This window comes from Clostridium intestinale (assembly GCF_035905475.1).
Classification (GTDB): Bacteria; Bacillota; Clostridia; order Clostridiales; family Clostridiaceae; genus Clostridium_T; species Clostridium_T intestinale.
In genome coordinates, this window is the sequence record NZ_CP121166.1 from 353,698 (window position 1) to 368,986 (window position 15,289).

Below are 15,289 nucleotides of genomic sequence, written 5' to 3' on the forward strand. Positions count from 1 at the left end.
TAACAGATTGAAAATTGTTGAAAAATAAGAGGTTTATGTGTATAATTATTTAACTAGAGAAGTACAATCTTTAAAGGGAGGAAATTTAAATGAGTGAAAAGGTTAAACTTCTTCCTCTTATTCCACTTAGGGGCTTAACTGTATTCCCTAATATGGTGATTCATTTTGATGTTGGAAGAGAGAAGTCCATAGCTGCATTGGAAGAAGCTATGCTAAATAAACAAGAGATATTTTTAGTATCACAAAAGGATGCTAAGATAGATGATCCAGAGATTAGCGATGTATATAATGTTGGAACTATATCTATAGTAAAACAACTTTTGAAGTTGCCAGGAGATACCGTAAGAGTATTAGTTGAAGGTATAGAAAGAGGAAGATTAGTAGAGTTTATAAATAGGGATAAATATATTAAAGGAAATATAGAATCTATTTATGACAATAATGATGAGTATAAAGATAATGTGGAATTTCTTGCATCCTTAAGAAAACTAATGGATGATTTTAGTGAGTTTTTAGATTTGTCAAATAATAAGACGGCTGATGAAGTTTATGACATGGATGAAAGTGATGAGCCAGGTAGAGTTATAGATATAATTGCGTCCTATTTAATGTTAAAGCATAAAATTAAACAGGAGATATTAGAAGCTTTAGATATTAAAGAAAGAGTGGAAAAGCTTTTAGTAATAGTTAAAAATGAAATAGAAGTTTTAAAATTAGAAAAAAAAATTGGTTTTAAAGTTAAGAAGAAAATTGATAAACTTCAAAAGGAATATTATTTAAGAGAGCAGCTAAAGGTAATTAAAGAAGAACTAGGTGAAGATATTGAAGAAAAACTTGAGATAGAGAAATATGAGAATTTAATAAAAAAAGCAAAACTTCCAAAAGAAGTGAAAGAAAAAGCTACTTATGAGTTAAATAGATTAAAAAATTCATCTTCTTATTCTCAAGAAGGTTCAGTTATTAAAACTTATTTAGACTGGATATTAGAGTTGCCTTGGAACAAATCAACTAAAGATAATTTAGACTTAACTAAAGCTAGAGAGATATTAGAAGAAGATCATTATGGATTAAGTGATGTAAAAGAGAGAATAATAGAATATCTAGCTGTAAAGAAGATGAGCGACAGTTTAAGAGGGCCTATTTTATGTTTAGTAGGGCCACCAGGAGTTGGAAAGTCATCAATAGCTAAATCAGTAGCAAAATCTCTTAATAGAAACTTTATTAGAATATCATTAGGTGGAATAAGAGATGAGGCTGAGGTTAGAGGTCACAGAAAAACTTATGTTGGGGCTATTCCAGGAAGAATAATATATGGTATAAAAAATGCAAAATCAAAAAATCCATTAATATTATTAGATGAGATAGATAAGGTAAGTAGAGATTTTAAAGGGGACCCATCAGATGCCTTGTTAGAGGTTTTAGATCCAGAACAAAATTCTAATTTTAGAGATAATTATATTGAGTTAGATATGGACTTATCAAAAGTTATGTTTATTACTACAGCTAATTCTTTAGATTCTATTCCAAGACCATTATTAGATAGAATGGAGATAATAGAGGTTTCTGGGTATACATATGAAGAAAAGTTCAATATTGCTAAAAAATATCTATTACCAAAAGTTTTAAAAGAACATAATTTAGATGAGAATAAGCTTAAGATAAGTGAGTCTGTAATTAAAGATGTAATTGAATATTACACTAGAGAATCAGGAGTAAGAAATCTTGAAAGAAAGTTAGGAACTGTTGCTAGAAAAGCAGTTACTGACATAATGGAAAAAAACAAAAATAGTGTTTCTATTAACACAGGTAATTTAGAAAAATATTTAGGAAACAAGATTTTTACTTATGATAAGATTGGAAAAGACGATCAAGTTGGAGTGGTAACAGGTATGGCTTGGACTGCTTACGGTGGAGATACTCTTCCTGTAGAGGTTGTAGTTATGAAGGGTACTGGAAAACTGGAACTTACAGGTCAATTAGGAGATGTAATGAAGGAGTCTGCAAGGGCTGCTTATTCTTATGTTAGAGCTCATGCTAGTGAATATGATATAAATGAAGATTTCTATAAAGAAAAGGATATACATATACACGTTCCAGAAGGGGCTGTACCTAAAGATGGTCCTTCAGCAGGAGTTACATTGATAACTGCGCTTGTAAGTGCGTTATCTAACAAAAAGGTTAGGCACAATGTTGCAATGACAGGAGAGATAACATTAACTGGAAAAGTGCTTGCTATAGGCGGGCTAAAGGAAAAAGCTTTGGCAGCATTTAGAGCTGGAGTTGACACAGTAATTGTACCAAAGCAAAATGAGAAAGATGTTAATAAAATCCCTAAAACTATAAAGAGTAAATTAAAATTTATATTTGCGACTAAAGTGGAAGAGGTTTTAGAACATGCATTAATTGGAGTTGAATTAAATGAATATTAAACAATCTGAATTTATAATATCAGCAGTAAAAAGAGAACAATATCCTATAGATGGGATGCCGGAAGTAGCTTTTGTAGGAAGATCAAACGTAGGAAAGTCTTCAATTATAAACGCAATAACTAATAGAAAAAAGTTAGCGAAAACAAGTCAAACCCCAGGAAAAACTAGATTAATAAACTTTTTTCTTATAAATAAAGAATTTTATCTTGTGGATTTACCTGGTTATGGATATGCTAAGGTATCTAAGACGGAAAAAGCAAGTTGGGGTAAAACTATAGAGTTATATATCAATGATAGAGAAGAACTTAAAAGAGTTGTTTTATTAGTAGATTGTAGGCATAAACCAACGAGTGATGATATTACAATGCTTGAGTGGACTAAACATTTTGGATATGATTATGTTATAGTAGCAACTAAAAGCGATAAACTTTCTAATAATGATCTTAAGAAAAGTGAGAAGATAATAAAAGAAACCTTAAAATTAGGAAAAGAAGATAAGCTGTTTTTCTTTTCCTCACTTAATAAAAAAAGAAGAGATGAGTTAATAGATTTTGTGTTTGGTGGAATTGTAGAAGAATCAGAAGAGTAATAAAAATAAAAAATCCCATTCTAGGTTAAGACCTAGAATGGGATTTTTGTTGTATATAAATATATATTCCATATAATCTATAATATTCCAATATTTTGTAGCAACTTTTTGAATTCCAGAATAGTATATACTATAAAATCTTAATTATTTAAAAACGAGAGGAGGATTTTCCTGTGGAAATTAATGAAATTTTAAATGGATTAGGCGGACAAAAGGATAACTGTAACAATAATGGGTTCGGCGGAAGTTGGATCTGGTTAATTCTGTTGTTTATACTATTTGGTAGCGGCTGTGGTGGCGGATTTGGAGCTGGTGCCCCTGGCGGATATCAAGGATATGCTCCAGTAGGAGACACCTATACTTGTAAGTGTAAATGCAAAAAGAATAAGTGCTGCTGCGGAAGTATGCCAATGTATCAACCATATGCAGCTCAACAAGGTGCTGGCTGTGGATTTAATTCATGGTGGATAATAATATTATTAATATTCTTCTGTGGTTGTGGAAGAGGTTTCGGAAACAATGGCTGCGGATGCAATGATAATAATAACGTTTGTGTTTAATCTAAAAACATTATTCGATAAAAAAATAAAATAACTTGAATTTAGGAGGAAAAATATATGAGTAAATGTTGTTGTAAACCTGATCCATGTTGCGGACATCCAATGGGAGGTTATCCAATGGGCGGATACCCAATGGGAGGCGGATACCCAGGCGGATTCGGTGGATTCGGTGGATGTGGATTTGGTGGAAATGGAATATGGTGGATAATAATATTATTAATATTCTTCTGTGGTTGTGGAAGAGGAAACAATAATAATAACTTCTGCTAATATAAAGAATAACTTTAGAAGAAAAATAGTATAAAGATACAATTGAAAGGAGCGATTTGTATGAGTAAACATCGTCATTGTGATGAATATGAGTATTGCTATCAAACAGCAGTTAATCCTTATATGAGTGCTGGAGTAGCTCCATATGGTGGTGGTTGCGGATTTGGTGGAAATAATATTTGGTCACTTATAGTGTTATTAATTATACTTTGCAAACCAGAAGTATTGTGCAATGACAGAGCATTTATATTAATTTTATTGTTCTGGCTTTGTGGAGGTTCTGGAGTAGGAGCTGGAGCAGGAGCACCAGGTTTCGGATTTTAGTATAATAGTTGGAGGGCAAAGCCCTCCAAAAAAATATTCACATATAAAAATACATACATATAGATATCTAATTATACATATAAAAATACATATCTATCTAACAATATGTAGGAGGAAACTTAATGTCAAGAAGAAGACATCGAAATAGATCTGAGAATATACCTAATCCTCAAGCGCAGCCCAATAATATGAATCCTATGGGGAATCCTATGGGATTTAATCCAAATCAATTAATGGACCTGCTAGGTGGCAATTTTGATATGGGACAAATTGCAAGTTTATTGGCTGGAATGAGTGGAGAAGGCTTTAATATGAATAATTTTGCAAATCTTGCAAATATGTTTAATATGAATAATAGCGCACCTAATATGGGGAATATGGGAAATGCAAACGGTATGGGAAATATGGGCAACCTAGGAGGCCTTGGTAATATGGGCGGTCTAGGCAATTTAGGAAATTTAGCAGGACTTGGTGGTTTAGGTGGATTAGGAGATATAGGAAATATAATAAGCATGATGGGGTTAGGTAATATGGGAGGAAATAGCTCCAATAATTTTTCGGATAATTCAGTTTATAATGAAAATGTAAACTTCAGTGAAGCTAGTACTGAAGAAGTTACTGATGATGATAGAAATATGCAAATGATGAAAGCAATGAGAAGAATTGTGGATCCTGAAAGAGTAAAGTTTATAGATAGAGTTATTGATCTTTATGAAAAAGGAAAATTTTATGATTAATATGAAACATATTGAATAGAATATGACAAGAAGGTAATACTACAGTTATAAGGAGATTTATCTCCTTGTTATAGTAAGTTTAACTTATTATAACTAAACCCCCCATCCCCCTTTTTAGGCCGCTTTAGCGGCCTTTTATATTTATGAATAAGCTATGGATGATATATTATATTTATTATCTGAATATTTTAAAGAAATTCGTATACTTATAGATTCATTAGCTTTAGATTTTGATTTATCTGTCTTTTTAAAGTTAAGTTCCCACATAACTGATGATATGTTTCCATTATTATCCCAGTCAGTGTCTACAAAAAAGGCATCCTGTAAGTTATAGCTATAGAGTTCTTTTTCTAATTTCCACAATAAAGCAGTGTCATTTCTTGATATGGAGCTACTAAAGATATTAGGAAGCTCAGAAGGTTCATAAGGATTTTCTACAAGATCTGTAAATTTAATAACCTCATCTTTACCTGGAACAGGAGAGTTTTCATAGGTTATATCTTTAAAATTACTACCTATAAGCATATGACTTTCAAAAGAAAATACTCCATTAACAATAGATCCAGAAAATACTTTTGGTGTTTTATTATTTTTTGAATTAAGAATCCCTATAATGTTATTTTTGGAGAAATGAATATCATCAAAACCAGTACCATTCCATCTAAAAATATGTGAAATAGGTGTACCTTCTTGAGATGATTGAAGAAAAATTTCTGGAATACCATCTCGAGATATATCACGTATGAAAAGTCTCATTCCCCAATAAGGATATTCTTTTCCTAAGGAGCCTATTTGTTTGTCTGGAGACAACATGTAGCTTTTATCTTTAATATTTATACTAGCATAATACTTATCCTCTTTAGTCGTAATGTATAAAATGTCCTCATTTCCATCTCCATTAAAATCTTTTTTAACTCCTTTTTCTATATCCTTTTTTGCCATTACCATAGAAGTTTCATCATAAGATTTTTGTGAAAAGAGACTATATATAAACAAAAGCGATAAAAAAGTAAATATAAAAAAAAGTGCTATATATATATTTCTCTTAGTTAGAAAAATAACTTTAAACTTCATTAATAATCACCTCAATAGAATTATATGAAGGCGAAAGGATTTTATTCTAAATATAAATAGTATGAAGGAATTAATATTGAGCAAAATATTTATTAAAGGAGGCGTGATATATGAAGAAATATATTTGTTTTTTGCTTGTATTAATTTTAGGGTTTATGCCAGTAGCTTGCAAGAAAATTGACAAGAGTAGAGATAAAGAAGTTATTGTTTTAGTAGAGAATAATAGTATACCTATTATGGATAATTTAAATAAAATATTAGATAAATTTAAGGAAAGTAATAGTGAGATTAATCTACAGATAATAACCAAAGATAATATTAAGGATGCAATTAGTAATAAAGATTTGTCTCCAGATATATTGATAACTACTAGAAGTAGTTTTATAGAAATATTTAAGGAAAATGAATTACAAGCAATAGATGAGATAATAAAAGAGGAAAAGTATAATGAAAATTTTTATAATATAAATACATCAAGTGGAAGATTAAAGGATAAATATTATGGTATAGGTGCTTTTCCATACACAATAGATTTTTTATATAACCCTACGGTTCTCGAAAAACTTAATATAAAAATCCCAGAAAATTCAGCAGATATGTTAAATTTATTAAAAACTTTAAAGGATAAAAACATAAAAATCCCCTATATTCTACCTGAGGAGGTTAGTCTAGAGTTAGCATTATCATCCTATATAGCTAACTTTTTATTAGTATCATCTCAATTAAAAGATATTTATGGAGATAGTGAAGAAGATTATAAAAAGCTAGAATCTATGCAGCAGATGTTTTCTATAATGAATTCAATAGTTTCTAGTGAACAATTTAACCTAACTAACTTTTATAAAGGTTCAGAACATAACATAGAAGAACTTGAAAATGAAGAAATACCTATATTAATAGGTACATCATTTTTATCTAAAAACATAAAAAAAGTTAATTCAATAAAAAGTATATCAAATATTAATTTGACTGAAAACACAATGTTTTCCCCTGTAGGATTAGGTGCGATGATATCTCTTTATGCTGAAGGAGAAAATAAGGATTCTTCAAGAAAGTTATTGGGATATTTAGTTAAAGAAGATATGTATTCTGACTTATCAAAAGAAGGAATAATAGTTGCTAATAAAAACTTAGATATGAGTTTAGAAGGGGTAAGAGGAGCTATGGCAAAAAACATTGTTAACGCAAATGAAAATAATGTTTTCTACTTTTATAATATTCCTAAGAAATATTTATCAAGCCTAAAAGAAAAGTTAAAAGAAGTAATGAATGGCAAATATAACGGTAATGAATGGAATGATATTATTAAGTAAAAAAATAAAGCTACCTAAAAAGTAGCTTTATTTTTCTTGGCATTCTTCACAAACACCATAGAAATAAATTTTGTTTGAAAGTATTTTGTACTTTGAGTTTTGTTCAGCTTCAGTGTTTAGTGAACTAAAGTCTAAGGTATCTAAATCATCGACTCTACCACATTCAACACACTGAACATGAGGATGCTGTCCTAAAGTACCATCATACCTAAAATTGCCTTCGCCAACATTTATCTCTTGAACAAGACCAACCTCTACTAAAGTTTTTAATGCTTTGTATACGGTTGCCAGGCTCATAGTAGGATATTCAGTTTGAAGGGCTTTGTAGATTACTTCTGCTGAAGGATGTTCATGTGTACTTTTTAGGTACTTATAAACAGCAATTCTTTGAGGTGTTAGTTTAAGCTTTTTTTCTCTGAAAATAGAAGTTATATTATCCATGGTCACCATCCTTGAATTTAATTAATTATATTATATGATAATTATTATTTATTGTCAATTCTTATTTATTAATAATTTATTCATAAAGAGAAATAAATTTCAAATAATATAAAAAAATGCTTGTATTACTACGAAAAGTTTGATAAAATAAAAACATGGTTGTTAAACAATTAACAATCCTCATAAATCCATGTTCATTTTATTTCATTTAACTTTAAGAACAGTTTTACTGTTCTTTTTGTTTTACACACCTTATTGCTGTAGAGGCTTTTTCTCAAGCCTCGTTAAAGTCATTTAGTATTATTATTACTGTAGAAGCGCACTACTGACCTGTAGAAACTTTTGATTTTAAAAGTTTCATTAGAGTCATTTTGTTCTCAGCTTCATTAGAGTCATTTATTATCCTGTAGCACGTCACGTAGTGACTGCATTAGATTAATTAGTTATTATAGATAATCACATGCATTAGTAAAATCTACGACAACTAATTCTACTGGAAATTTTTTATACTCAATATAAAATAATAAAGTATATACGTATAAAAAACAACATAAAATTTAAAAATAATACAATATTTTTAAATGAGAAGTTTTGTACAAGGATAAAGTGAAATTACTGAAAATGTTAAATTTATAATAAATATGTTATAAATTAGAGTTATGCTTTATTTAGGTGTTGAAAGAAATATTTAACAATGGTAAACTATTCTATAAAGTGAAACTTAGCTTCAGAGGGAGGTTTAATCTCTCACTGAAGGTTAGTTGAACTAATCTAGGGGCGTGCCACTGTTATCTCCCACTTTAATAGAAAAGTAGAGAACCAAAATCTTTGATTTTGTGTGGTTCACTTTCTCCTTTAGGTCAGATGGGAGTGTTACAGTGGCTAGACATCAGATAATGAAAACAGGAGGTGTAAGTTATGGCAAAATACAAAGTTGGAGAAGAATTAATAATAGTCAATGATGAAAACGTAGAAAAAAAGAAATTAAAAGAATTAACTTATCTTAAAACAGATGAAGACTTTGCACAAATTTCTTGGGGACTTAAGATCATTGATGTAGAATACAACAATCCTAATGTAACTCTTACATATAGAAATGTTGATGGAGAGATAAATAAGGTATTTGCTGTTTGCAGAGATATAGAGAATTTTGATCAAGAAAAAGTTTTAGAGAAAGCCCTTCTTAAGGCCTTTCAAAATGAGATAATAAATATATCTGTGGTTAAAAATACAAATTTTAAAAAATAGATAAAAATAAAAATTAAATTATTTACTGGTAATATAATCAGTAAATAATTTAATAATTAAAATACATTATTTAAAGTGGAAACCTTTACGGGTATGGGGGTATGAATATGAGTCAGTGTCCATTTTGGTCAATAAATGGGGAGAAAATTAACTGTTATTCTGAATGTCCTATTCATGATGGACTAAAAGCAGATGAGATTTGTCCGTTTAAGGAATTAGTAGAAGTTAAAAATATATCCATGAGTGCTTTTGATAGGTTTAACTATGAAGAAGAATTTAATTCATTAGATTTACCTAAAATATCTGTGTATAAATAAAGAGGATGATTTATCATCCTCTTTATTTATACATATTTGAATATTTATGAAGTAATCCTTGTTTTAGTATCCATAAGTCTTCAGACAAGTCTACATAGTAGGTATGTGGATTTTCAAATCTTAGAACTTCCGGCCATAATTTAGCACTTTCACTAATTACTAAGTCTCTTATATCCATAACTGATGGAGAAGAGTAGCAGCTTTTACCTTTGTTAAAAATCTGAACTCTCATGTCTTTAAGATAATAATTAGTTATTTTTTTTCTTTTCCAAGTGTGGATAGGATTAAATAACTCTAAAGGTTCATTTTCATCAAGGTTTTCATTTCCTAAAGCAATTAGGTCAGCGATAGCCATATGACTGTTTTTATCAAAAACTCTATAAAGTTTTTTGAAACCTGGATTTGTAATTTTCTCTTCATTTTCACTAATCTTTATCTTAGGAATAATTTCTCCGTTTTCTTCAATAGCAACTAATTTATATACGCCACCAAATACAGGTTCACTTTTAGCTGTTATTAATCTTTCACCAACTCCAAATATATCTATAGTTGCTCCTTGCTTTAGAACATCACTAATTATGTATTCATCAAGAGAGTTAGAAACGATTATTTTACAATCAGGATATCCTGCATCATCAAGCATTTTTCTGCATTTTTTAGAAAGATAAGTTATATCACCTGAGTCAATTCTTATAGCTCGTGGTCTATAACCTTGAGGTGTAAGAATTTCATCAAATACTTTTATAGCATTAGGTATACCAGATTTAATTACATTATAAGTATCAACTAAGAAAACACAATTATCTGGGTAAGTTTTTGCCCAAGCTGCAAAAGCTTCATATTCTGTAGAAAATAGTTGTACCCAGCTATGGGCCATAGTACCAGAAGCTGGAATGTCAAACATTTGCTCTGCTATTGTACATGCTGTAGATGTGCATCCACCTATCATTGCTGCCCTTGCACCATATATAGCACCATCGTATCCTTGAGCACGTCTAGAACCTAATTCGATTACAGGCCTTCCACCAGCTTCTCTACATATTCTATTAGCTTTAGTAGCTATTAATGTTTGATGATTTATAGTTAGTAATATCATAGTTTCAATAAATTGTGCTTGGATTATTGGTCCCTTTACAGTAACTAAAGGTTCATTAGGAAATACAGGGTTTCCCTCAGGAACAGCCCATACATCACAAGTAAATTCAAAGTTTCTAAGATAATTTAAAAAATCTTGAGAAAATATATTTTTACTTTTTAGATATTCTATATCATCATCATTGAATCTTAAGTTACTAAGATATTCAATTAATTGTTCAACTCCAGCCATAATGCAGTATCCACCGCCATCTGGAACTCTTCTAAAAAACATATCAAAATATGCTACTTTATCATAGATATCATTACTAAAGTAACCATTACCCATAGTTAATTCATAAAAATCAGTAAGCATAGTAAGATTTCTATCATTTTTAACATCAAAAACTTTAGTCATATTAGTACCGTCCTCTACTAAAAAATAATATAAAATTATTGTAACCCTATAAGATAATTATTACAATATAGTTATTTAATAAATAACATGTCAATAATATAGATGATAAGGTAACTTGAGGTATTTTTATGTATAAATTAGATGAGTTTCAAATAAAGGCTGCAACTTCAGATGAACGAAATTTACTTGTGGTTGCAGCTCCGGGGTCAGGGAAAACCACTGTAATAGTAAATAGAGTAAGGTACTTAATTGAAGAAAAAGGGATAAGTGCAGGGAATATTATTGTGATTACTTTCACAAAATCTGCTGCTATAAATATGAAAGAAAGATATCTTAAAGAGAGTATAGATAAGAAAGCTCCCTTCTTTGGAACATTTCATGGATTGTTTTATAAACTATTAATAAGACACTTAGGAAAGATAGATATTATTTCATCAACAGATACTTATAGAATTATAGAAAAAAACTTAAAGATATATATAGATGATGTATCAGAGGACAAGGTGAAGGAAGTTTTAAATGCAATATCCCTGCATAAAACTTCTTTAGGAGAGGTACCTATTGATGATTCCATTATAGCAAGTTGTTTTGAGCAATATGAATTATATAAAAAGGAGAAAGATTTATTAGACTTTGACGACTTACAGATAAATATGTTTAAGATTTTGTCTGAGGATCAGAGTATATTAGATAAATATACTAAAATGTTTAAGTGTATTTTAGTAGACGAGTTTCAGGATTGCGATAGTTTGCAACTTAAAATATTGAAACTTTTAAATAAAAACAATAGTGTATTTTGTGTAGGTGATGAAGATCAGTGTATATATTCTTTTAGGGGATCTAGGCCAGAATGTATGGTTAATTTTCATGAAGAGTTTAATGGAAGTAAGGTATATCTTTCTTACAATTATAGAAGTTCAAAGAATATCGTTGATATTTCTAAAAGACTTATTGAAAACAATAAAAATAGAAATTTTAAAGAAATAATGAATTATAGAAAAAGTGATGGGGAAATTAGATTAATTAATCCATATAGTGAAAAATTTCAAGGAGAAGATATTGTTAATCGTATAGAAGAAAAATATACACATGGAATTCCTTTGTCAACAAATGTTGTGATTTATAGAACAAATGTTGAAGCAAGAAGTATAAGTGATGAGTTAATTAAAAGGAAAATTCCATTTAGATTTTTAGATAAGGAGTATAATTTTTTTGAACATTTTATATGTAAAGATATAATTGCGTATATGAAGTTAGCAGTAGATCCATATGATTTTAATAGCTTTAAAAAAATAATAAATAAACCTTTTAGATATATAAGCAAGCAAAATATAGATATAGTTGGAAATGATATAATTAAGGATAATGTATTTAGTAAACTTATCAATAAAGGAGACTTAAAAAGCTTTCAATTAAATAAAATAGATAGATTAAAAAGTGATATAGCATACTTAAACAAGGTTTCTATAATGACAGCCTTAGATTATGTGCTAAATGATTTAGAGTATAGGGAATATATAAGAGAGTATTCAGAAAAGTTTAAAATATCCTCAGATGATATAGAAATTATAATACAAGAGTTAAGAACTATACTTACAGAATTTAAAACAATAAGTCTATTTTTAGCTCATGTAGAGCTAGTAAAAGAAGAGCTTAGTTCCCTAAAGAGGACAACAAAAGAAGATGGGGTACTATTAAGTACTATTCATGGTGTTAAAGGGCTAGAGTTTGAAAGTGTGTATATTTTAAATTGCTGTGAAGAAATAATACCCCATGGAAATTCCAAAAATATTGAGGAAGAAAGAAGACTTTTTTATGTAGGGATAACAAGAGCTATAAATAATTTATATATTTATTCTCCTAAAACAATTAGGGGGAAATTTGTTAATAGTTCAGTATTTTTAAAAGAGTTAGACTATAAAGAAGAAATCAGGGATTATGGTTATAAAAAGGGGGATAAAATAAGGCACAAAGCTTATGGCAGTGGAATAGTTAAGGACATAAGTGGAGATACTATAGATATAGTTTTCGAAAATGGAGTCGAAAGGAAGTTCTCATTGATAGTCTTGGTGAAAAATGGTATTATAGGTTAGAATATGGATTGCTTGGGGGGTATATAAAAAAGGAGTGATTGTATGGTCTCATTTAAAAAAATGTGGGAAGATGTTAACTCATTAGTAATTGCAGGGAAATTTAATGATTTAGAAAACATTAAAAGTTATGAAGAAGGCTTCATTGTAAATAATGAAGGTGAAACTATGTTTTTGGATTCTCAAGACTTTATTGACTTTTGGTGTAAAATGCTTCTGTATAAAGAGATAGATATGTCTTCAAAACTTAATAACCAAAACGATAGTTTTAATCTGATATACATGTTAATAAGACAGTTACCATATATAGAAGATAATCAAGGAAAGTTAACCTTAATGTCTTCTTTTGTTGAAAAGCATTAACGTATATAATATAATTTTATTATGCTCATATTCATATGAATATGAGCTTTTATTATAAGGAGTAGATGCAGATATGGATATTAATGATTTTAATGGTGATGATTTAATTTTCGCATTAGATATAGGAACAAGAAGCGTTATAGGAACAGTTGGTGTAATTAGGGAAAATAAGTTTTATGTTATAGCAGAAGAGTACATAGAACATGATGAAAGAGCCATGATAGATGGACAAATACATGATATAACTTTAGTAGCTTCTAAAGTTATGCACATAAAAAGCAAACTTGAAAAATCTTTAGAAAAAGAGTTAAAGGAAGTTTTTATAGCAGCAGCTGGAAGATTTCTTAGAACCTTAGAGGTAAGTGTAGATCAAGAATTAGATTCTAGTGAAGAAATCACTAAGGATGTAATAAGAGGTTTGGAACTTCTTGGGGTAAGTAAGGCTCAAGAAGAGATTCAAAGAGAAAAACAAGGAAAGTTATATGCTGTTGGATATAGTATTAAAAACTATTATTTAAATGGATATAGTATATCCAATCTATTAGGACATAAGGGTGAACAAATAAAAGCAGAAGTAATAGCAACATTTTTACCGAAGTCAGTAATTGAATCCCTTTATGGAGTTATGAATAGAGTTGGATTAAAAATAATAAATATGACTTTAGAGCCTATAGCAGCTATGGAGGCTGTAATACCTCCAAACTTAAGATTATTAAACTTAGCATTAGTAGATATAGGAGCTGGAACGTCAGATATAGCAATATCATCGAATGAAACTATAGCTGCTTATGGCATGGTTCCTTTAGCTGGGGATGAAGTCACAGAAGCTATTGTACAAGCTCTTTTAGTAGATTTTAATATGGCAGAAAAAATTAAAAGAGAGATTTCTACTAAAGATAAAGTTGAATATTTGGATATCATAGGGCTTGAAAACACAGTATCTAAAGATGAGGTTTTAAATATAGTAAAACCAGTTGTAGAAAAAATATCAGAAGAAGTTTCTAGTAGAATTATTTCTTTAAATGGTGGTAAGTCTCCATCAGCAGTATTTTTAGTAGGAGGGGGAGCTCATACTCCACTAATGAAAGAATTATTAGCTAAAAAATTAAATCTTCAAGAGCAAAGAGTTGCTATAAGAGGAAGAGAAGCAGTCACTCAATGTGTTGTATTAGATAATAATATGGGGAGTGTAGGTGTAACTGTATTAGGAATAGCATTGGTAGGGGTTAAAAGTGCAGGACGAGATTATATAGATGTGGTACTTAACGATAAAGTCATAAGTTTATTTAACTCTCACAGTCACAAGGTCATGGATGTATTGATTCAAGCTGGAATTAGTCCTAAGGTTCTTATGGCCAAAAATGGGAAAAGCTTAAGATATACTTTAAATGGTATTAAAAGAGTAGCTTTTGGAGAATTAGGAGATAAAGCTAAAGTATACATAAATGGAAAAGAAGAGACATTAGACAGCAAAGTTAAAAATGGAGACAATATAGAGCTTATCTATGCAAAAGAAGGTAAAAATGCATCTGTCAAATGTATTAATTTAATTGAAGAAATCAATACCTTAAGCTTTAAAATAGACGATGAAAATAATAATCTGGAGCCTATGTTTATTAAAAATGGAGAAACTGTTTCTCCAACTGAATATGTGAAAGAGGAAGATGAAGTACAAGTAATTATTCCTAAAACTATAGGTGATATTAAAAAATATTTATTTGATAAAGAAATTAAATTATATAAAGAGAATATAGAATTGGGAAATGAGTACATAATAAAAGAGGGAGATAAATTAACTACAAAAGTTAAAAATGTTGAAGAAAGTGTTAATACAAGCGGAGAAGTTTTAAAAGTTAATATTAACGGAAAAGAAGTAGTTTTATCTGGAAGAAAAAGCTATGTGTTTGTGGATGTTTTTAACTATATTGAGTTTGATCTTTCTCATGCAAAAGGAACTATAAACTTAAAGTTAAATGGCAAAGCAGCAGCTTATACTGATGTATTAAAAAATGGGGATAATATAGAAGTATTTTGGAGTTAGT

The 15,289-nt window shown here is 29.5% G+C and carries 15 protein-coding genes; 12 read left to right on the forward strand and 3 right to left on the reverse strand.

Translation table 11 applies throughout. From position 1 onward, the window contains the following. Positions 1 to 89 precede the first annotated feature (89 nt). From lon to P8F83_RS01680, 6 genes are all read left to right on the forward strand, one after another. Positions 90 to 2,429, forward strand: coding sequence for an endopeptidase La (gene lon / locus P8F83_RS01655; RefSeq protein ID WP_326513171.1), 2,340 nt, complete (start codon positions 90 to 92; stop codon positions 2,427 to 2,429). Beyond that, the gene (gene yihA / locus P8F83_RS01660) at positions 2,419 to 3,018 is read left to right on the forward strand and encodes a ribosome biogenesis GTP-binding protein YihA/YsxC (RefSeq protein WP_073017818.1); all 600 of its coding nucleotides are present in this window, start codon (positions 2,419 to 2,421) and stop codon (positions 3,016 to 3,018) included. The genes lon and yihA overlap by 11 nt, the downstream gene beginning before the upstream one ends. 173 nt (positions 3,019 to 3,191) lie before the next feature. Continuing rightward, positions 3,192 to 3,578, forward strand: coding sequence for a hypothetical protein (locus tag P8F83_RS01665; RefSeq protein ID WP_073017816.1), 387 nt, complete (start codon positions 3,192 to 3,194; stop codon positions 3,576 to 3,578). A 57-nt stretch (positions 3,579 to 3,635) separates the two neighbouring features. Further along, on the forward strand, positions 3,636 to 3,848 hold the full coding sequence (locus tag P8F83_RS01670; protein WP_326513172.1) for a hypothetical protein: 213 nt from the start codon (positions 3,636 to 3,638) through the stop codon (positions 3,846 to 3,848). Between the two features lie 60 nt (positions 3,849 to 3,908). Next, positions 3,909 to 4,172 (forward strand): hypothetical protein, encoded by a 264-nt coding sequence (locus P8F83_RS01675; RefSeq protein ID WP_021802874.1) that lies wholly within the window; start codon positions 3,909 to 3,911, stop codon positions 4,170 to 4,172. Positions 4,173 to 4,294: 122 nt separating this feature from the next. After that, a complete protein-coding gene (locus tag P8F83_RS01680) occupies positions 4,295 to 4,909 on the forward strand; it encodes a hypothetical protein (RefSeq protein WP_326513173.1) in 615 nt (204 codons plus the stop codon). Between the two features lie 141 nt (positions 4,910 to 5,050). Here the strand turns inward: P8F83_RS01680 and P8F83_RS01685 are convergent, their stop codons facing one another. Beyond that, on the reverse strand, positions 5,051 to 5,983 hold the full coding sequence (locus P8F83_RS01685) for an FG-GAP repeat domain-containing protein (RefSeq protein WP_326513174.1): 933 nt from the start codon (positions 5,981 to 5,983) through the stop codon (positions 5,051 to 5,053). A gap of 110 nt (positions 5,984 to 6,093) precedes the next feature. Here P8F83_RS01685 and P8F83_RS01690 point away from each other — a divergent pair, with 110 nt between their 5' ends. Further along, positions 6,094 to 7,296, forward strand: coding sequence for an ABC transporter substrate-binding protein (locus P8F83_RS01690; protein ID WP_326513175.1), 1,203 nt, complete (start codon positions 6,094 to 6,096; stop codon positions 7,294 to 7,296). Between the two features lie 27 nt (positions 7,297 to 7,323). On the opposite strand, the gene perR is transcribed toward P8F83_RS01690, so the two are convergent. Further along, entirely contained in the window at positions 7,324 to 7,737 is a 414-nt protein-coding gene (gene perR / locus P8F83_RS01695) for a transcriptional regulator PerR (RefSeq protein ID WP_021802870.1), read from the reverse strand. Between the two features lie 918 nt (positions 7,738 to 8,655). On the opposite strand from perR, the gene P8F83_RS01700 reads away from it, so the two are divergent. Further along, entirely contained in the window at positions 8,656 to 8,985 is a 330-nt protein-coding gene (locus P8F83_RS01700) for a hypothetical protein (RefSeq protein ID WP_021802869.1), read from the forward strand. Positions 8,986 to 9,092: 107 nt separating this feature from the next. Next, positions 9,093 to 9,302 carry a hypothetical protein gene (locus tag P8F83_RS01705; protein WP_073017804.1) on the forward strand — a complete coding sequence of 70 codons (210 nt, stop codon included), beginning with the start codon at positions 9,093 to 9,095 and terminating at the stop codon, positions 9,300 to 9,302. A gap of 22 nt (positions 9,303 to 9,324) precedes the next feature. On the opposite strand, the gene P8F83_RS01710 is transcribed toward P8F83_RS01705, so the two are convergent. Next, entirely contained in the window at positions 9,325 to 10,794 is a 1,470-nt protein-coding gene (locus P8F83_RS01710) for a nicotinate phosphoribosyltransferase (protein WP_315110111.1), read from the reverse strand. 128 nt (positions 10,795 to 10,922) lie between these two features. Between P8F83_RS01710 and P8F83_RS01715 the strand changes: the two genes are divergently transcribed. From P8F83_RS01715 to P8F83_RS01725, 3 genes are all read left to right on the forward strand, one after another. Next, positions 10,923 to 12,887, forward strand: coding sequence for an ATP-dependent helicase (locus tag P8F83_RS01715; RefSeq protein ID WP_326513176.1), 1,965 nt, complete (start codon positions 10,923 to 10,925; stop codon positions 12,885 to 12,887). A gap of 60 nt (positions 12,888 to 12,947) precedes the next feature. Continuing rightward, entirely contained in the window at positions 12,948 to 13,247 is a 300-nt protein-coding gene (locus P8F83_RS01720) for a hypothetical protein (protein WP_326513177.1), read from the forward strand. 73 nt (positions 13,248 to 13,320) lie between these two features. Next, the gene (locus tag P8F83_RS01725) at positions 13,321 to 15,288 is read left to right on the forward strand and encodes a cell division FtsA domain-containing protein (protein WP_326513178.1); all 1,968 of its coding nucleotides are present in this window, start codon (positions 13,321 to 13,323) and stop codon (positions 15,286 to 15,288) included. Position 15,289 lies beyond the last annotated feature (1 nt).

Coding starts and splice junctions, on each gene's coding strand:
- perR (WP_021802870.1), bottom strand. CDS start 7,737: ATGGATAATATAACTTCTATTTTCAGAGAAAAAAAGCTTAAACTAACA.
- P8F83_RS01700 (WP_021802869.1), top strand. CDS start 8,656: ATGGCAAAATACAAAGTTGGAGAAGAATTAATAATAGTCAATGATGAA.
- P8F83_RS01690 (WP_326513175.1), top strand. CDS start 6,094: ATGAAGAAATATATTTGTTTTTTGCTTGTATTAATTTTAGGGTTTATG.
- lon (WP_326513171.1), top strand. CDS start 90: ATGAGTGAAAAGGTTAAACTTCTTCCTCTTATTCCACTTAGGGGCTTA.
- P8F83_RS01715 (WP_326513176.1), top strand. CDS start 10,923: ATGTATAAATTAGATGAGTTTCAAATAAAGGCTGCAACTTCAGATGAA.
- P8F83_RS01710 (WP_315110111.1), bottom strand. CDS start 10,794: ATGACTAAAGTTTTTGATGTTAAAAATGATAGAAATCTTACTATGCTT.
- yihA (WP_073017818.1), top strand. CDS start 2,419: ATGAATATTAAACAATCTGAATTTATAATATCAGCAGTAAAAAGAGAA.
- P8F83_RS01675 (WP_021802874.1), top strand. CDS start 3,909: ATGAGTAAACATCGTCATTGTGATGAATATGAGTATTGCTATCAAACA.
- P8F83_RS01705 (WP_073017804.1), top strand. CDS start 9,093: ATGAGTCAGTGTCCATTTTGGTCAATAAATGGGGAGAAAATTAACTGT.
- P8F83_RS01725 (WP_326513178.1), top strand. CDS start 13,321: ATGGATATTAATGATTTTAATGGTGATGATTTAATTTTCGCATTAGAT.
- P8F83_RS01720 (WP_326513177.1), top strand. CDS start 12,948: ATGTGGGAAGATGTTAACTCATTAGTAATTGCAGGGAAATTTAATGAT.
- P8F83_RS01685 (WP_326513174.1), bottom strand. CDS start 5,983: ATGAAGTTTAAAGTTATTTTTCTAACTAAGAGAAATATATATATAGCA.
- P8F83_RS01670 (WP_326513172.1), top strand. CDS start 3,636: ATGAGTAAATGTTGTTGTAAACCTGATCCATGTTGCGGACATCCAATG.
- P8F83_RS01680 (WP_326513173.1), top strand. CDS start 4,295: ATGTCAAGAAGAAGACATCGAAATAGATCTGAGAATATACCTAATCCT.